The sequence below is a fragment of the Streptomyces sp. TLI_185 genome (assembly GCF_003814765.1).
Lineage (GTDB): Bacteria > Actinomycetota > Actinomycetes > Streptomycetales > Streptomycetaceae > Streptomyces.
This window is the reverse complement of record NZ_RKRB01000001.1, coordinates 2,888,594-2,906,364: the sequence shown is the minus strand read 5'-3', so window position 1 is coordinate 2,906,364 and position 17,771 is coordinate 2,888,594. Positions and strand designations below refer to the sequence as shown.

The following is a 17,771-nucleotide window of genomic DNA, read 5'->3' as shown; positions in this document are numbered from 1 at the left end:
CCACCTTACCGCAGCTAGGTAGGCTCTTGTCAGCAGTACCCCGGCCGTGAACAAGGAGCCCCCGTGACCGCCCCCGAGTCGCCCCAGCCCGTAGACGCGCCCGACGACGACAAGTCGCACGTGCCTCCGCTGACGACCCGTGTCGTCATCGCCGAGGACGAGGCCCTGATCCGGCTCGACCTCAAAGAGATGCTGGAGGAGGAGGGCTACAGCGTCGTCGGCGAGGCCGGTGACGGCGAGCAGGCCATCGAGCTCGCCCGTGAGCACCAGCCGGACCTTGTGATCCTCGACGTGAAGATGCCCAAGCTGGACGGCATCTCGGCGGCCGAGAAGATCGCCGAGGAGGGCATTGCCCCCGTGCTGATGCTTACTGCCTTCTCGCAGCGCGACCTCGTGGAGCGGGCTCGTGATGCCGGTGCGATGGCGTACCTGGTGAAGCCGTTCAGCAAGAGTGATGTCGTGCCCGCGATCGAGATGGCCGTTTCCCGGTTCACCGAGCTCAAGGAGCTGGAGAAGGAGGTCGCCGACCTCACCCTCCGCCTGGAGACCCGCAAGCTCGTCGACCGGGCGAAGTCCATCCTCCAGACGGAGTACGGGCTGACGGAGCCGGCTGCGTTCCGGTGGATTCAGAAGACGTCGATGGACCGTCGGATGTCGATGCAGCAGGTGGCGGAGGCGGTCATTCAGGACGCGGATGAGAAGAAGGCCGCGAAGGGCTGATCCCCGCCACCCAAGACAGACCGAGGCCCGCGTCCCTGATCCAGGGGCGCGGGCCTCGTCGTACGGCCAAGAGGGTCAGCCTCAGTCCTCGCCGAGGTATGCCTTGCGTACGGATTCGTCGTGCAGGAGGTCCTCGCCGGTGCCGGAGAGGACGATGTTGCCGACCTCCATGACGTGTCCCTGGTCGGCGAGTGAGAGGGCTGCCTGGGCGTTCTGTTCGACGAGGAGGATCGTCGTGCCCTGTGCCTTGAGTTCCACGATCGTCGACATGATCTTCTGCATCATGATCGGGGAGAGGCCCATGGAGGGCTCGTCGAGCATGAGGAGCTTGGGCTGGGACATGAGCGCGCGGCCCATTGCCAGCATCTGCTGCTCGCCGCCCGACAGGGTGCCTGCGGCCTGCTTGCGGCGTTCTCCGAGGATCGGGAAGAGGTCGTAGGCCCTCTGTATGTCCTTTTGGATGCCTTCCTTGTCCTTTCTCAGGAAGGCGCCCAGCTGGAGGTTTTCCTCGATGGTGAGCCGCGGGAAGATGTGCCGGCCCTCAGGGGAGTGGGCGAGGCCCAGCGCGACGATCTTGTGGGCGGGGATGCCGGAGAGGGGTTTCCCCTCGAAGGTGATCTTTCCGTGGCTGGGCTTGAGGAGGCCGGAGAGGGTGCGCAGGGTGGTGGTCTTGCCGGCGCCGTTGGTGCCGATGAGGGTGACGACCTGGCCTGCTTCGACCTTGAAGGAGATGCCCTTGACGGCTTCGATCTTGCCGTAGGCGACCCTGAGGTCTTCGACCTCGAGCAGTGCGGTCACTGGGCTTCTCCCTTGGTGGTGCTGGTGGTGCTGTCCGCGGGTCCGGCTTCGGCGGCGGCGATTTCGGCGGCTTCCGCCTCTCCGGGGTCGCCTTCGAAGGGTTCGCCGAGGTAGGCGGCGATGACGCGTTCGTCGGCCTGGACGACTTCGGAGGTGCCTTCGACGAGTTTTTCGCCTTGGACGAGGACGGCGACGCGGTCGCACAGGTTGAAGATGAAGCGCATGTCGTGCTCGATGACGAGGACGGAGATGCCCTTGTCGCGGATGGCGAAGACCAGTTCCTCGGTTGCCCGCGTTTCCTGGGGGTTCATGCCCGCCGTGGGCTCGTCGAGGAGGAGCAGGCCGGGTTCTGACGCCAGCGCGCGGGCGATTTCGAGCTTGCGTTGTTCGCCGTAGGGGAGGTTGCGTGCCAGGTGGTCGCGTTTGTGCTCCAGGCCGATGAACTCCAGGAGTTCCAGGGCCCGTTCCTCGCTGGCTTTTTCTGCCTTCTTGAAGCCGGGGCCGCGCAGGAGGGCCGACCAGAGGCCTTCTTTGGTGCGGGTGTGGCGGCCTACGAGGACGTTTTCCAGGACGGTCATGTTGGCGAAGAGCCGGATGTTCTGGAAGGTGCGGGCCATGCCGGCCTTGGTGACCAGGTGGGGCTTGGCGGGGAGGACGTTGCCCTTGTAGCGGACGGTGCCCTCGGTGGGTATGTAGAGGCCGGTGAGGCAGTTGAAGAAGGTTGTTTTGCCGGCGCCGTTGGGGCCGATGAGGCCGACGATTTCGCCGGTGTTGACGGTGAAGTCGACGTTGCGTACGGCGGTGAGTCCGCCGAAGCGCATGGTGACTCCGGCGGCTTCGAGTACGGGGGTGCCGGTGGTGGTGTTGGTGGTCATCGCGGGTCTCACGCCCCTGCCTTGGAGACGCCGACCGTGCCTTCGGGGAGGGTTGCGCCTTCGGGTACGGCGAGTTGGTCGGTCTCGTGGTATTCGAGCTGCTGTCGTTTGTTGGCGACGATTCCTTCGGGGCGGAAGCGCATCAGGAGGACGAGCGCGATGCCGAAGAAGAGCAGCTGGTAGTCGTTGAGGAACTGCAGCTTGGTGGGGATGACGTAGAGCAGTGTGGCGCCGAGGAGGGGGCCGGTGATGGTGCCCATGCCGCCGAGGATGACGGCGGCGAGGAGGAATGCGGAGCTGGGCGGGACCGGTCCGGCGAAGACGTACATCTCGGGGACGACGGTGTGCTGTACGTGTGCCTGGATGGTGCCGGCGAGGCCGGCGAGGGTGGCGCCGAGGGCGAAGGCGATGAGTTTGACGCGGAAGCCGTTGATGCCCATGGCGGTGGCGGCGGTTTCGTCTTCGCGGATGGCGACCCAGGCGCGGCCGATGCGGGAGTTGCCGGCGCGGGCGAAGATCGTGACTACCAGCGCGGTGCAGATGAGCATCAGCCAGAAGTAGTTGGCGTAGGAGCCGAGGGTGAAGCCGAGGATGGTGTGTTCGGCGCCGAAGTCGAAGCCGAGGATCTTGAGGTCGGGGATGTTGGGAATGCCGTTGGGGCCGTTGGTGATGTTCGGGCCCGAGGTGCCGTCGAGGTTGCCCATGGCGATGCGGAAGATTTCTCCGAAGCCGAGGGTGACGATGGCGAGGTAGTCGCCGCGCAGTCGCAGGGTGGGGGCGCCGATGAGGACGCCGAAGATGAGCGATGCGGCGGCGCCGGTGAGGACGGCGGCCCAGAAGGGGAACTTGACGTCGAAGGTGCTGGCGGTGGTGCCGGAGACGAGGGCTGCGGTGTAGGCGCCGACGCCGAGGAAGGCGACGTAGCCGAGGTCGAGGAGTCCGGCGAGGCCGACGACGACGTTGAGGCCGAGGGCGACGGTGGCGAAGATCAGGATGCTGACGGCGAGGAGGGTGAACTCGTCGGTGTTCTGGGTGAAGGGGAATGCTGCTGCGGCGGCGAAGGCGGCGCCGATGGTGACTTGGCGGTGTTTGGTGGTGAGGGCCTGGAGGCGGGTGGTGAGTCCGGCTCGGGCGACGGCGCCGAAGGCGAATCCGGTGATGATGAGGTAGCCGACGAAGAGTTCGCCGTAGGGGGTTTGGATGCCGTAGGCGGCGACCCAGAGGCCGAGGGCGAAGACGGCGATGATGATGCCGATTTCGGTCCAGGAGTTCAGGGTGGTGGGCTGCTTGAGGCGGCCGTGGGCGGTGCCGAAGAGGGGGGTGGTGGCCCGTTTGACGGGGGTGGTGGTGGGGTCGGTGTCGCGGGGGAGGGGGAGTGCGAGGGCGGCGAGCAGGGTGATGAGTGAGGCTGCTGCCGCGATGAAGCCGCCGGGGTCGAGGTTGACGAGTCCGCCGAGTTCGATGGCGATGGCGATGACGGTGAACCAGGTGGTGGCGAAGGTGCCGAGGGCCATCAGGAGGAGCGGGGTGTTGCTCCCGGCGGGGTTGAGCCAGCCGAAGCCTCGTATGCCGTGGCCTGCGAGGGCGTAGATGAGGGTGAGGATGGCGCCTGCGAGGGTGAGGACCTGGAGGCCGCCGGGGTAGCCGGTGACGGTGAGGTCGCCGGGGAAGTCGGTGGTGTAGGTCCAGGAGAGGAAGGTGCTCGCGAGGGTGGCGATGGCGCCGACGGCGAGTGTGAGGCGTGCGCCTGCTTCGGGGAGCGGGATGACCGGGGTGGTCTCGTGGGTTTCGTTGGTCGTCATCGATATCACGCTCGATCCGCGACGCGCTCGCCGAGCAGGCCTTGGGGCCTGACCAGGAGGACGAGAATGAGGAGGACGAAGGCCCAGACGTTGGCCCAGGCGCCGCCGCCGAGCTTGTCCATTCCGGGGATGTCCTGGATGTACTGGATGGAGAGGGCTTCGGCGAGGCCGAGGACGACGCCGCCGAGCATGGCGCCGTAGATGTTGCCGATGCCGCCGAGGACGGCTGCGGTGAAGGCCTTGAGGCCGGCGATGAAGCCCATCTCGTAGTTGATCTGGCCGTATTTGAGGCCGGAGGAGACGGCGGCGATGGCGGCGAAGGCGGCGCCGATGGCGAAGGCCATGACGATGATGCGGTCGGTGTTGACGCCCATGAGTTTGGCGGTGTCGGGGTCTTGGGCGGTGGCTTGCATGGCGCGGCCGGCGCGGCTCTTGGAGACGAAGACTCCGAGCATGAGCATGCAGAGCGGGGCGGCTATGAGCAGGAAGAGGTCGGCGCGCTGGATCTGCAGGTTGTCGGTGATTTTGAAGGCGTCGCCGTGGAATTCGGGGAAGCTCTTGGCCTGCTTGGCGCCGGGGTAGAAGCCCCAGACGATCTGCTGGAGGGCGATGGAGAGGCCGATTGCGGTGATCAGGGGGGCCAGGCGTGGGGCGGTGCGCAGTGGCCGGTAGGCGAATCGTTCGGCGGCGGTGGCGACGGCCACTGAGGCGATGACACCGCCGATGATCATGAACGGGATGGCGACGAGCAGTGGGGTGCCGCTGGGCAGCCAGATGTAGATCGTGAGGGCGCCGAAGCCCCCGATCATGTAGATCTCGCCGTGGGCGAAGTTGATGAGCTGGACGATCCCGTAAACCATGGTGTAGCCGATGGCGATGAGGCCATACAGGGCACCGAGGGTCAGGCCGTTGGCCAGCGTTTGCGGCAGTTCGTGCACCGCAGGGCCTCCGATGAGCGTGTCGGATATGACTCCGCGCGAGGGCGCTGTTTGCGCCCTCGCGCGGTGGGTTTCAGGTGGTGCGGGGCTTGGTTGTGCGGGTCAGTCCTTGAAGGTGGCGCTCTTGACGGCCTTCCAGGCGCCGCTCTCGACCTTGTAGACGGTCAGCTGCTTGTTGGTGGTGTCGCCGTACTGGTCGAAGGAGACCTTGCCGGTGACGCCGTCGAAGGAGACCTTCTGCATGGCTTCGGTGATCTTGGCGCGGGCGTCGCTGGGGAGCTTGCCGTCGTTGGCTTCGACCACGGACTTGACGGCCTGGATGATGGACCAGGCGGCGTCGTAGGAGTAGCCGCCGTAGGCCGCGTAGGGGTCCTTGTAGCCGGCTGCCTTGTAGTCGGAGATGAAGGTCTTGGCGGTGTCGAGCTGCTCGACGGGGTAGCCGACCGAGGTGGCGAGGTCACCGTCGTTGGGGACACCGGAGGCGGAGATGAAGGCGGGGTCGTAGATGCCGTCGCCACCCATGGTGGGGATCTTGGCTCCGGTCTTCTTGACCTGGTCGGAGATGAGGCCGCCTTCGGGGTACTGGCCGCCGAAGTAGACGGAGTCGGCGCCGGAGGACTTGACCTTGTCGGCGGTGGAGGAGAAGTCGGTCTCCTTCACGGTGATGTGGTCGGTGCCGACGACCTTGCCGCCGAGGCGCTTGAACTCCTGGGAGAAGATCGCGGCGAGGCCGGCGCCGTAGGTCTGCTTGTCGTCGATGACGAAGACCTTCCGCTTCTTCGCGTCGTTGTAGTAGTACTGCGCGGCGAAGCGGCCCTGGATGACGTCCGTGGTGGCCGTGCGGAAGTAGGTCTTGAAGGGGCGCTTGAGGTTGCCCGAGGCCCAGTTGTCGCCCTGGGTGAGGGCGGGGTTGGTGTTGGCGGGCGAGACCTCGGTGAGGTTGGCCTTGGCGAAGTCGCTCTGCATGGACTGGGCGACGCCGGAGTTGAGGGGGCCGACGACGCCGAGGACGTCCTTGTTGCCGACGAGGTTGACGGCGTTCTGGTGGCCGGAGGCGGGCACGGCCTGGTCGTCGAGGGCTACGACCTTGAAGGTGATGCCCTTGACCTCGTTGTTCTTGTTGGCCGTCTTGGCGGCGAGGTCCACGGAGTTCTTGATGCCCTGGCCGAGCGCGGAGAGCGAGCCGGTGAGGGGGGCGTCGACACCGATGACGACGGTGGTGCCGTTGTTGCTCTTGGAATCGTTCTTGTCGCGCGAGCCGCATGCGGTGAGCGTGAGGGCACCAGTGGTGATCACGGTGGTGAGGATGAGCAATGAACGGTTTCGCACGGTCAGTCCTTTCCCAGGCGCGGCTCCCTCTGGTGAGGTGCCGTTGTGCTGGTGGGCCGGAGTCGATGGTTCGAATCCGTTTTCGCGCCCCCGTGGCACAGTGACTGGCCGTGACTTTAGGTCCAGCTGACGGGGTGGGGGACCGGTGAAGGTAAGGATGTGACTTTCTTGTTATGCATGAAAACCGAAGCTTGTGTCTTCAGATGGACAGATCGGGCTTTCCAACCGCGGTGGGATGACCGCATGGTGAGAATCCGCAGTTCCGTTCGGGCGTGACGAGATCTTGTGACTGGGATCACATGCAGAGGGTGCGGAGTGACGCGGAGAGGTCTTGCGCATAGACGGCGCCGAGGATGTAGCTCGGGTTCTGCGTTCCGCGCATGTTACGCAACGTTACGTTCAGGAAAGGAAGTTCGACGCCCTGTGGAAGTCCTGTGCAGTGGCGGACGGCCACCAGGAGGGTGAGGGTGCGCGGTTTTCCGGCATTCAGGGTGAGGGGGGTGGCGGGGCTGATGTTCATGGTCAGACCGTCGTAGGGCTGTGCCAGGCGAGTCAGCGTGGTGGGCGGGCCGGCGTCGAGGAAGGCCCGCAGCCGGAAGGCGAAGGTCCGGGTGCGGGGGTCGGGGGGTTCGCGCAGGCCGGCGTAGGTGAGCTGGGTGACGCTGAGCGGCCAGGGGGTGAAGGTGGCCTGCCGGGCGTCGCCGAGGGGCGCAGTGAAGAGCGTGGCGGTGAGGACGGCGGCCAGGCCTGTGACGGTCACGGCGGCGCGCACCCGCGGGCGGGCCGGAGGGCGGGAGGCGAGGACCTCTCCCGCGTCCCGGGCCTCGGGTCCGGATTCCTCGACCGGGCCGATGCCGCTCGTCATGTCGGCGGGCGCCAGTTCTCCGAGCTCCAGGTGGCACCGTTCTCCTCGGTGCAGCGCTGCTTGGACTGACGGTCGATCAACTTCTTTGCGGAGCCCAGTCCGTGGCGCTTCTGCTCGGTGCGGGCGTTCTTGATGATCGTGTCCATTATTTCGTACTGCTGGTTGGACAGGCCCTTCTGCTCCCAGTCGAGGCCGGCCCATTTCCCGCCGGTGATCGTCTCCTTGGCCCAGTACGAGATCAGCCTGGTGCAGGCGGAGACGGGTGAGGTGTCGTCCGGGCCGGGCGTGGACCCGTGTGCCGAGGGTGAGCCGGAGGAGCAGCCCGCGCCGAGCGCCGCCGCGAGGACGGCGGCGGTGAGGGACAGGGCGCGGGTTCGGGAGACGGCTGGGGTGTCGGCGGTGGCGTGGGTGCCGGTGAGGGTGCGCCGGCCGCGACGGGGAGGGGTTCGCCTCATGCTTTGACGCTAGGGCGGGGGTTGTCCGTGGACAACCCTGGGGCGGGCCCGGTCAGCCTGCGGCGCCCACATGCGCCCCGTCGCCGGGCCGTGCGTCACGCAGCAGGCAGGTCAGGCGTGCGCTGCACACGCGCCGTCCGTCCTCGTCGCTGATCACGATCTCGTACGTGGCGGTGGAGCGGCCGCGGTGGACGGGGGTGGCCACGCCGGTGACCAGGCCGGAGCGTACGCCGCGGTGGTGGGTGCAGTTCAGGTCCACGCCGACCGCGATCTTGGAGCTGCCGCCGTGGAGCATGGAGCCGACGGAGCCGAGGGTCTCGGCGAGGACGGCGGAGGCGCCGCCGTGCAGGAGGCCGTAGGGCTGGGTGTTGCCCTCGACGGGCATGGTGCCGACAACGCGGTCCGCGGAGGCCTCGAGGATCTCCACGCCCATGCGGGTGCCGAGGTGTCCGGCGGAGAAGAGGGCCGGGAGGTCGACGCCGAGTGCGGCGTACTCGTCGATGACCTCCTGCGGGAACTTCACGTACTGCTGCTCGCCCATGGCCCGGCTCCGTTCGTCCTGATCACTCGTCCAGCCTGCCTGAGCAAACGCTCAGTCGGTGGTCGATTGTTCCAGACGCACGACGACGGACTTGCTGGCCGGGGTGTTGCTGGTGTCCGCGGTGGAGTCCAGCGGCACCAGGACGTTGGTCTCGGGGTAGTAGGCGGCGGCGCAGCCGCGTGCCGTCGGGTAGTGCACGACGCGGAAGCCGGGCGCCCTGCGCTCGACGCCGTCCTTCCACTCGCCGACCAGGTCGACGTACGAGCCGTCGGCCACGCCGAGCGTGCGTGCGTCCTCGGGGTTGACCAGGACGACGCGGCGGCCGTTCTTGATGCCGCGGTAGCGGTCGTCGAGGCCGTAGATGGTGGTGTTGTACTGGTCGTGCGAGCGCAGCGTCTGCAGCAGCAGACGGCCCTCGGGCAGCTTCGGGTACTCGACGGGAGCCGCCGTGAAGTTCGCCTTGCCGGTGGCGGTGGGGAAGCGGCGTTCGTCTCGCGGCGCGTGGGGGAGGGTGAAGCCGCCGGGGCGGGCCACGCGCGCGTTGAAGTCCTCGAAGCCGGGGACCACGCGCGCGATGCGGTCGCGGATGGTCGCGTAGTCCTTCTCGAACTCCTCCCAGGGCACCGTGTTGTCCTCGCCGAGTACGCGGCGGGCCAGGCGGCAGACGATGGCCGGTTCGGACAGCAGATGTGTGCTCGCGGGCTCCAGGCGGCCGCGGGAGGCGTGCACCATGCCCATGGAGTCCTCGACGGTCACGAACTGCTCGCCGCTGCCCTGCAGGTCGCGCTCGGTGCGGCCCAGGGTGGGCAGGATCAGGGCACGCGCGCCCGTGACGGCGTGCGAGCGGTTGAGCTTGGTCGACACGTGCACGGTGAGGCGGGCGCGCCGCATGGCCGCCTCGGTGACCTCGGTGTCGGGGGAGGCGGACACGAAGTTGCCGCCCATCGCGAAGAACACCTTCGCCCGGCCGTCGCGCAGGGCGCGGATGGCCTGGACGACGTCGTAGCCGTGTTCGCGCGGGGGTGCGAAGCCGAACTCCTTCTCCAGGGCGTCAAGGAAGGCGGGGGCGGGGCGCTCGAAGATGCCCATCGTCCGGTCGCCCTGCACGTTCGAGTGGCCGCGCACCGGGCACACGCCCGCGCCCGGGCGGCCGATGTTGCCGCGCAGCAGGAGGAAGTTGACGACCTCGCGGATGGTCGGCACGGAGTGCTTGTGCTGGGTGAGGCCCATCGCCCAGCACACGATGGTGCGCTTGGAGGCGAGGATCATCTTCAGCGCGGCGTCGATCTCCGCGCGCGTGAGACCGGTCGCGGTCAGGGTCTCGTCCCAGTCGGCGGCCTTGGCGGCCGCGGCGAACTCCTCGTAGCCGTGGGTGTGTTCGCGTACGAACTCCTCGTCGACTGCGCCCGAGCCCGCGCCGGAGGCGCTTTCATGTTCCGTCAGGACCAGCTTGTTGAGGAGGCGGAAGAGGGCCTGGTCGCCGCCGATGCGGATCTGCAGGAAGAGGTCGTTGAGCGCGGCGCCCTTGAGCATGCCCTGCGGGGTCTGCGGGTTCTTGAACCGCTCCAGGCCGGCCTCGGGCAGCGGGTTGACGCTGATGATCTTCGCGCCGTTGGCCTTGGCCTTCTCCAGGGCGGAGAGCATGCGCGGGTGGTTGGTGCCCGGGTTCTGGCCTGCGACGATGATCAGGTCGGCCTTGTAGAGGTCCTCCAGCAGAACACTGCCCTTGCCGATGCCGATCGTCTCGCTCAGGGCCGAACCGGACGACTCGTGGCACATGTTGGAGCAGTCGGGCAGGTTGTTCGTGCCGAGTTGCCGGGCGAACAGCTGGTAGAGGAAGGCCGCTTCGTTGCTGGTGCGCCCCGAGGTGTAGAAGAGCGCCTCGTCGGGGGAGCCGAGGGCGGCGAGCTCCTCGGCGACGATGTCGAAGGCGCGCTCCCAGCTCACCGGCTCGTAGTGCGTGCCCCCTTCGGGCAGATGCACGGGGTGGGTGAGCCGGCCCTGCTGGCCCAGCCAGTAGCCGCTGCGGGTGGCGAGGTCGGCGACGGAGTGCGCGGCGAAGAACTCCGGGGTGACCCGGCGCAGGGTGGCCTCCTCGGCGACCGCCTTCGCGCCGTTCTCACAGAACTCCGCCTTGTGCCGGTGGTCCGGCTCCGGCCAGGCGCAGCCCGGGCAGTCGAAGCCGTCCTTCTGGTTGACGCGCAGCAGCGTCAGCGCGGTCCGCTTCACGCCCATCTGCTGCTGGGCGATGCGCAGGGTGTGCCCGATGGCCGGCAGTCCCGCCGCCGCATGCTTGGGCCCGGCGACCTGCGGCGCGTCCTGGACCGGATCACCCTTGGGCGGCTTCGTCGCCATCGCGCACTCTCCTTCACAGACACCTGCGTGCTAGCACTTCGATCCTCGCACGCGCGACTGACAGCGAGGGCAGCCGGTTCTGTGCGCGGGGCGTGATCACCGGTTGTGCCGGCGCCGGGCGCCGTTTCTTTCCCCTGTGACGGTGATCGACCGCGACGGCGGCGCCGGGAGTGCCGGCGCCGGTTGTCGTTTCCTTGCGCCTCCTTGCGCCGGGTTGGCGATCGGTTTCGGCGGCGGCGCCGGGGGCCTTCCCGGCTCTCGAGGCGGTGGGGGAGATGCCGATCCGGCGGGGAGCCACGACTGTCAGTGGCACGTGGCAGGATCGGGGCGTGGCAGAAACAGCATCGAAGACGACCGACAAGACCGCCGGCGGCGACACGCGGCCCCGCCTCATGCTCATGGACGGGCACTCGCTGGCCTACCGCGCGTTCTTCGCGCTGCCGGCGGAGAACTTCACGACGGCGACGGGCCAGCCGACGAACGCGATCTACGGCTTCGCGTCGATGCTGGCCAACACCCTGCGTGACGAGGAGCCCACGCACTTCGCGGTGGCCTTCGACGTCTCCCGCAAGACCTGGCGCTCCGAGGAGTTCACGGAGTACAAGGCCAACCGGTCCAAGACCCCGGACGAGTTCAAGGGCCAGGTCGAGCTGATCGGCGAGCTCCTCGACGCGATGCACGCGTCGCGGTTCGCGGTCGACGGATTCGAGGCGGACGACATCATCGCCACCCTCGCCACCCAGGCGGAGGCCGAGGGCTTCGAGGTGCTGATCGTCACCGGCGACCGCGACTCCTTCCAGCTGGTCAGCGAGCACACGACGGTGCTGTATCCGACGAAGGGCGTCTCCGAGCTGACCCGGTTCACTCCGGAGAAGGTCTTCGAGAAGTACGGGCTGACGCCCGCGCAGTACCCCGACTTCGCGGCGCTGCGCGGCGACCCGTCCGACAACCTGCCGGGCATCCCCGGCGTCGGTGAGAAGACCGCCGCGAAGTGGATCAACCAGTTCGGTTCGTTCGCGGAGCTCGTCGAGCGCGTCGAGGAGGTCAAGGGCAAGGCCGGGCAGAACCTGCGCGAGCATCTGGAGGCGGTCAAGCTCAACCGCCGCCTGACCGAGATGGTGCGCACGGTCGAGCTGCCCAAGGCGGTCGCCGACCTGGAGCGCGCCCCGTACGACCGCACGGCCGTCGCGATGGTCCTGGACACCCTGGAGATCAGGAACCCCTCGCTGCGCGAGCGGCTGCTCGCCGTGGACCCGGGCGGCGAGGAGGCCGAGGCGACACCGGTGGCACCCGGCGTGGAGCTGGACGGGACCGCGCTGGGCACGGGCGAGCTGGCCGGCTGGCTCACCGAGCACGGCAGCGAGACGCTCGGCGTGGCCACGGTCGACACCTGGGCGCTGGGCACCGGCTCGGTCGCCGAGGTCGCGCTCGCCACCGCGGAGGGGCCGGCCGCCTGGTTCGACCCGTCCCAGCTGGACGAGGCCGACGAGAACGCGTGGGCGACCTGGCTGGCCGCCGAGGGCCGCCCCAAGGTCCTGCACAACGCCAAGGGCGCCATGCGCGTCCTCGCCGAGCACGGCTGGTCCGTCGCCGGTGTCTCGATGGACACCGCGCTGGCGGCCTACCTCGTCAAGCCGGGCCGCCGCTCCTTCGACCTGGACGCGCTGTCCCTGGAGTACCTGGGCCGTGAGCTGGCCCCCGCCGCCGCGGCCGACGGCCAGCTCGCCTTCGGCGCCGACGACGGCGCGGAGGCCGAGGCGCTCATGGTGCAGGCCCGCGCCATCCTCGACCTCGGCGAGGCCTTCCGGGGCCGCCTGGAGGAGGTCGGCGCCGCGGACCTGCTGCGCGACATGGAGCTGCCCACCTCGATCCTGCTCGCCCGCATGGAGCGGCACGGCATCGCCGCCGACCGCGCCCACCTGGAGGCCATGGAGCAGATGTTCGCGGGCGCCGTGCAGCAGGCGGTGAAGGAGGCACACGCGGCGGCGGGCCACGAGTTCAACCTGGGCTCGCCCAAGCAGCTCCAGGAGGTCCTCTTCGGCGAGCTGGGCCTGCCCAAGACGAAGAAGACCAAGACCGGCTACACCACGGACGCCGACGCCCTGGCCTGGCTGGCCACCCAGACGGACAACGAACTGCCCGTCGTCATGCTCCGCCACCGCGAGCAGGCGAAGCTGCGCGTCACCGTCGAGGGTCTGATCAAGACGATCGCCACCGACGGCCGTATCCACACCACCTTCAACCAGACGGTCGCCGCGACCGGCCGACTGTCGTCGACGGACCCCAATCTGCAGAACATCCCCGTCCGCACGGACGAGGGCCGGGCCATCCGCCGCGGCTTCGTCGTCGGCGAGGGCTTCGAGTCGCTGATGACCGCCGACTACAGCCAGATCGAGCTGCGCGTGATGGCCCACCTCTCCGAGGACGAGGGCCTCATCGAGGCGTTCACCTCCGGCGAGGACCTGCACAACACGGTCGCGGCGCAGGTCTTCTCGGTCGAGAAGGAGCACGTCGACGCGGAGATGCGACGCAAGATCAAGGCCATGTCGTACGGCCTGGCGTACGGTCTGTCGGCCTTCGGCCTGTCCCAGCAGCTGAACATCGACGCCGGCGAGGCCCGGGTCCTGATGGACACGTACTTCGAGCGGTTCGGCGGCGTCCGGGACTACCTGCGCCGGGCCGTCGACGAGGCGCGGGCCACGGGCTACACGGCGACCCTCTTCGGCCGCCGCCGCTACCTGCCCGACCTCAACAGCGACAACCGCCAGCGCCGCGAGGCCGCTGAGCGCATGGCTCTGAACGCGCCGATCCAGGGCACCGCCGCGGACATCGTCAAGATCGCCATGCTGAAGGTGGACGACGCGCTGCGGGCGGCCGACCTCACCTCCCGCATGCTCCTGCAGGTCCACGACGAAATCGTCCTGGAGATCGCCCCCGGCGAGCGCGCCGCCGCGGAGGAGATCGTCCGCCGCGAAATGGCCGATGCCGTGCACCTGAGGGTGCCGCTCGGCGTCTCGGTGGGGGTGGGCTCCGACTGGGAGTCGGCGGCGCACTAGCCTCCGGCCGTGGGGCGGGGGTTCGGTGCCCGGCCGGGTGGCGAGCCAGCCCCCCGGGCCAGGGGGGTGAGGCCTGCGCGCGGTGGGTAGTCCGACGCGTGCGGGTGCGCTGCGGCAGGGCGCGCCCACGCGGCGGAGCCGCATTTCGACACAGCCCCGCGCCCCTTCAGGGCGCGGCCCAACCTTCCGCGCAGTGGGCTGTCGGGTGTCTGGGGCGCGTCGTGGCTGGTCGCGCCCACGCGGCGGAGCGCATCGACACAGCCCCGCGCCCCTTTCGGGGCGCGGCCGAACCGCAGGGACCTCACCAAGTCCGCCTGGCCTCCGGCGATGGGGCAGGTGAGCCCTCTGCGCAAGGGGGAGCCCCGTCGAACCTGTCACCCCCCGCAGGGAACCGTCACTCAGGTGGCCCCCGCGAAAAGGCCCCCACCGCCCTCGTACCGTAAGGATGCGGGCATGGGTATACGCATGCTCAACCGCCGACCGGCGAGAGCACAGGCGAGTGCCGAGAGGGCGCCCGCCGTGCCACCCGCACCGGTGCCGGCCTTCGCCGCTCGTGCAAGCACCGCCCGCATCCCCACCGACCTCGTCGTCGTCCTGCGCCGCACGGCGGCGGACCTTCGGCGCCGGCTGCCCCGGCCCGGGAGGGGACTGCCCCGGCCCGGCAGGGGACCCGCAGAGCCGCCGGCCTGGCGGCTGTGGGCAGGCCTGGGCCGCAGTTACGTCACCGGGCTGCTCGTCCGCGTCCGCCGCAGCCGCCACGCCCGCACCGTCAGGGTGTTCATCGTGACCGCGAGCACCCTCACCGACCGGCCGGACGGCCCTGCTCCACGCTGACCCGCTCAGGCTCTGCGGCAGACGGCACCGGCCGCCACACCCGCACCCCCATCACGTACAGCAGCAGCCCGAGCAGCAGCCCCGCGCCCGCGCCGAAGCACAGGGCCGGAATCAACTCCCAGGGCTTGGCCACCGCGCCCCAGAATGCCCACCACCGCGCGGCCCGCTCCACGGCCCAGACCCCTGCGCACCCGCAGATCACCACACAGGCCCACCACCGGTCCCGCAGCGACAACACGGGGACCGCAGCCGTAACCGGGTGCGCAGACGCCCTCCGCAGCGCCCGCGTCACCCACAGCGCGATCACCACCGCGGCCGCCACCGAACCCCCGTACTGCAGGTACCAGTACAAGGGAGACCCCCACAGCCCCCGGCCCAGCACGGGAAACAGCCGCACCCCCCACCGGTCGTGATGCGTGAAGGCATCCCACACCACGTGGGTCAGGGCGCCGAGTGCCGCGGACGCATACCACCACGCGGCCAGCGACGGCCGTAAGCGTGCGCGTGGCGCCCCGCATCGCAGCAGGGCGGCCGGCCGCGGCTGCCAGGGCCGCGGCAGCAGCGCCACCAGCGGCTCCCGCACCAGCAGCCACAGCCCGACCAAGGCCCAGGCCACCAGCACGTCGACCGAGAAGACGCCGGGGAAGGAGTGCGTGACCTCTCCGAACTCCATCGCACCGGGCACCGCACTTGCCGCGTAATAGGTCATGTCGGGCGCGAAGGAACCGGCCACGAGGGCGGCCGGCACCAGCCGTCCCCGGCCGGTCCCGTCGCTGCGGACGGCGGGCAGGACGGCAGCCGCATGGCTCAGGGTGAACGGCAACTGGGCTCCTCACGCCGGACATTGCCCGAGCGGACGGCCCGGGTGATCGCTCCGGTCCAGTATGCGTGCCGCGATTCCGTACCGGTCGCACATGGCCAACTGGTGAATATCGGGCACGAACGGGTCCCCGTGGAAAGGAAGTTGTCGTAGGGTCGCCTGGGTCACCGTGTCGGGCGGCACGGTCGAACTGGTGAACACAGCAACCCGACAGGAACTCGACAGAAACAAGAGAGCGATACGAGGGCAACCCGCACGCCGGGTCGATCGTCACAACAGGGCGGGCGCACTACGCGCTGGACAGACGAAGGCGGACGCTGGTGCGTCCACGGGAGGGGTTCACTCTATGGCGGCGCAATTCGGCATGAGGCTGCGCAAAGGAGCGGCAACCACAGCCGTGGCAGCGGCCGCGGTCGCTGCCCTGTCCGCGTCCCAGGCCCCGGGGGTCACAGCCGACGACCACGGCAGACAGACCGCCTCGGAGGCCCAGCCCTCGCCCGATGCGTCCGCAGGCGACGGAGCCGCGACCGGCAACTCGCCGTACTACACCGATCTCCCCCCGCTCAACAGCCCGAACCCCTCGCCCACTCCGGGCGCCACCGGCACCCCCGTGGCGCAGGGCGCGGCAGAGGCGGGCATTCCCGCCACCGTCCTCGACGCCTACAAGAAGGCCGAGGCCGAGCTGCGCGAGTCCAAGCCCGGCTGCAACCTGCCCTGGCAGCTGCTCGCCGCGATCGGCAAGGTGGAGTCGGGCCAGGCCCGTGGCGGCCGCGTCAACGCGGACGGCACCACGATCTCTCCGATCCTCGGCCCGCAGCTCGACGGCAACGGCTTCGCGCTGATCAAGGACACCGACGGCGGCAAGTACGACGGCAACAGCAGCTACGACCAGGCCGTCGGCCCCATGCAGTTCATCCCGTCGACCTGGGCGTGGGCGGGCCGCGACGGCAACGGCGACGGGGTCAAGGATCCCAACAACGTCTACGACGCCGCTCTGGCCGCCGGCCACTACCTGTGCCGCAACGGCTGGGACCTGTCCGTCCCGGCCGACGTGAACCACGCGATCCTCAGCTACAACAACTCCCAGGACTACCTGAACCTCGTCCTGTCGTGGCTGGAGTACTACCGCAAGGGCACCCACGAGATCCCGGACGGCAGCGGCAGCGTCCCCTCGGGCCGCAGCGACGACGGCCAGAAGGCCAACCCCAAGCCGTCGCCCACGCCGCCCCCGAAGACCACACCGCCGAGCACCGGCTCACCGAGCCCCAGTGCGCCGCCGTCGAACACGCCCGGTACGCCGAGCACGCCGGGCACCCCGTCGCCCACCCCAACCCCCACCGACACCGTGGACCACCTGGCGGACGCGGGCACCGCGAAGCTCACCGCGATGGCCGGCGACGCGTTCACCAAGAAGATCAGCACCAAGGCCGTGACCAAGTCCGGCAAGGCGGTAGCCAAGGTCCGGGTCCGCTTCACCGTCGTCGGCGACACCGACACCACCTTCACCGGCGGCGAGTCCGTCGCCACGGTCGTCACCAACAGCTCCGGCGTGGCCGTCGCCCCCACCCTGCAGGCGGGCGAGAAGACGGGCAACTTCACCGTCCGTGCCACCGTCGTGGGCCGCGTGGTCACCGGCCTCGACTACACCGCCACCGTCACCGAGCGCGTCGCCGACAGCGTCGTGCGCACCAGCGACACCGCGCTGACCTGCACCCCGGGCGGCGAGTTCGCCGACCAGGCCGAGGTGAAGGCCACCTACAAGGGCGCCGTCGCCGACAAGGTCGCGGTCACCGCAACGCTGATCAAGTCGGTGCTCGACCCGACCGAGAACGACAAGGGCCCCTACTTCAAGGACGCCGACGGCAAGACCGTGCGCACCCTGACCGGCCTGACGACGGACGCCAAGGGCCTGCTGACGCTGCCGAAGCTGTACGCCGACGACAACACCGGCAACTTCATCCTCCGCATCACCACCGCGGGCGGCGCGACCCTCAACATCCAGCTGACGGTCGCGGCGGCCGACTCCTCGGCCAGTCCCAGCCCGTCACCCAGTCCTTCCGCATAATCCTCCGTATCGTCCCTGCGACGGCGGCGGCGCTCCTCGACCAGAGGGCGCCGCCGCCGTCGTTGTGTGTGCAACGTGTTCTCATCTCGCCCGCCCGTTGCTACGGTGCCGGACCTGACGATGTATCAGTTCCAGTCCGTGTTCCCGTCCGCCGGGAGGCAGGCATGCGCGCCCTGATCGCCGCCGCGACCGGTCTCGCCCTCGCCCTCGCGCTGGTCCTCACGATCACGGCCATGGGCAGTCCCACGGGCAAGACGTCCCCGAAACCGCTGCTGACCACGGTGCCCGCACACCCGTAACCGCCCGGGAGGGAGGCCG

The 17,771-nt window shown here is 69.3% G+C and carries 15 protein-coding genes; 5 read left to right on the top strand and 10 right to left on the bottom strand.

Features of this window, described 5'->3' with window-relative positions; translation table 11 throughout:
* Positions 1-63 precede the first annotated feature (63 nt).
* Complete coding sequence (locus EDD92_RS13195) at positions 64-720, top strand: ANTAR domain-containing response regulator (protein WP_123964488.1); 657 nt, start codon at positions 64-66, stop codon at positions 718-720.
* 81 nt (positions 721-801) lie between these two features.
* On the opposite strand, the gene EDD92_RS13190 is transcribed toward EDD92_RS13195, so the two are convergent.
* The 9 genes from EDD92_RS13190 to EDD92_RS13150 form a co-directional block, all read right to left on the bottom strand.
* Positions 802-1,518 carry an ABC transporter ATP-binding protein gene (locus tag EDD92_RS13190; RefSeq protein WP_123964487.1) on the bottom strand — a complete coding sequence of 239 codons (717 nt, stop codon included), beginning with the start codon at positions 1,516-1,518 and terminating at the stop codon, positions 802-804.
* Positions 1,515-2,393, bottom strand: a complete 879-nt coding sequence (locus EDD92_RS13185; protein WP_123964486.1) for an ABC transporter ATP-binding protein — start codon at positions 2,391-2,393, stop codon at positions 1,515-1,517. The genes EDD92_RS13190 and EDD92_RS13185 overlap by 4 nt, the downstream gene beginning before the upstream one ends.
* An 8-nt stretch (positions 2,394-2,401) precedes the next feature.
* Positions 2,402-4,195 carry a branched-chain amino acid ABC transporter permease gene (locus EDD92_RS13180; protein WP_123964485.1) on the bottom strand — a complete coding sequence of 598 codons (1,794 nt, stop codon included), beginning with the start codon at positions 4,193-4,195 and terminating at the stop codon, positions 2,402-2,404.
* A gap of 5 nt (positions 4,196-4,200) precedes the next feature.
* A complete protein-coding gene (locus EDD92_RS13175) occupies positions 4,201-5,133 on the bottom strand; it encodes a branched-chain amino acid ABC transporter permease (protein ID WP_123964484.1) in 933 nt (310 codons plus the stop codon).
* A gap of 102 nt (positions 5,134-5,235) precedes the next feature.
* Positions 5,236-6,462 carry a branched-chain amino acid ABC transporter substrate-binding protein gene (locus tag EDD92_RS13170; RefSeq protein WP_123964483.1) on the bottom strand — a complete coding sequence of 409 codons (1,227 nt, stop codon included), beginning with the start codon at positions 6,460-6,462 and terminating at the stop codon, positions 5,236-5,238.
* A gap of 295 nt (positions 6,463-6,757) precedes the next feature.
* A complete protein-coding gene (locus EDD92_RS13165; protein WP_123964482.1) occupies positions 6,758-7,327 on the bottom strand; it encodes a Tat pathway signal sequence domain protein in 570 nt (189 codons plus the stop codon).
* On the bottom strand, positions 7,324-7,782 hold the full coding sequence (locus tag EDD92_RS13160; protein WP_123964481.1) for a hypothetical protein: 459 nt from the start codon (positions 7,780-7,782) through the stop codon (positions 7,324-7,326). The genes EDD92_RS13165 and EDD92_RS13160 overlap by 4 nt, the downstream gene beginning before the upstream one ends.
* Before the next feature lie 52 nt (positions 7,783-7,834).
* Positions 7,835-8,323, bottom strand: coding sequence for a PaaI family thioesterase (locus EDD92_RS13155; RefSeq protein WP_123964480.1), 489 nt, complete (start codon positions 8,321-8,323; stop codon positions 7,835-7,837).
* Positions 8,324-8,374: 51 nt separating this feature from the next.
* Complete coding sequence (locus EDD92_RS13150; RefSeq protein ID WP_123964479.1) at positions 8,375-10,678, bottom strand: FdhF/YdeP family oxidoreductase; 2,304 nt, start codon at positions 10,676-10,678, stop codon at positions 8,375-8,377.
* Between the two features lie 329 nt (positions 10,679-11,007).
* Here EDD92_RS13150 and polA point away from each other — a divergent pair, with 329 nt between their 5' ends.
* Together polA and EDD92_RS13140 are read left to right on the top strand one after the other, a co-directional pair.
* Positions 11,008-13,734, top strand: coding sequence for a DNA polymerase I (polA, locus tag EDD92_RS13145; protein ID WP_123964478.1), 2,727 nt, complete (start codon positions 11,008-11,010; stop codon positions 13,732-13,734).
* A 453-nt stretch (positions 13,735-14,187) separates the two neighbouring features.
* Positions 14,188-14,568, top strand: coding sequence for a hypothetical protein (locus EDD92_RS13140; RefSeq protein WP_123964477.1), 381 nt, complete (start codon positions 14,188-14,190; stop codon positions 14,566-14,568).
* Here the strand turns inward: EDD92_RS13140 and EDD92_RS13135 are convergent.
* Positions 14,534-15,391, bottom strand: coding sequence for a DUF4184 family protein (locus tag EDD92_RS13135; protein WP_123964476.1), 858 nt, complete (start codon positions 15,389-15,391; stop codon positions 14,534-14,536). The genes EDD92_RS13140 and EDD92_RS13135 overlap by 35 nt on opposite strands.
* Positions 15,392-15,734: 343 nt before the next feature.
* Here EDD92_RS13135 and EDD92_RS13130 point away from each other — a divergent pair, with 343 nt between their 5' ends.
* Together EDD92_RS13130 and EDD92_RS13125 are read left to right on the top strand one after the other, a co-directional pair.
* On the top strand, positions 15,735-17,453 hold the full coding sequence (locus EDD92_RS13130) for a lytic transglycosylase domain-containing protein (RefSeq protein ID WP_123964475.1): 1,719 nt from the start codon (positions 15,735-15,737) through the stop codon (positions 17,451-17,453).
* Between the two features lie 164 nt (positions 17,454-17,617).
* Entirely contained in the window at positions 17,618-17,752 is a 135-nt protein-coding gene (locus EDD92_RS13125; protein WP_123964474.1) for an SPW_0924 family protein, read from the top strand.
* Positions 17,753-17,771: the final 19 nt, after the last annotated feature.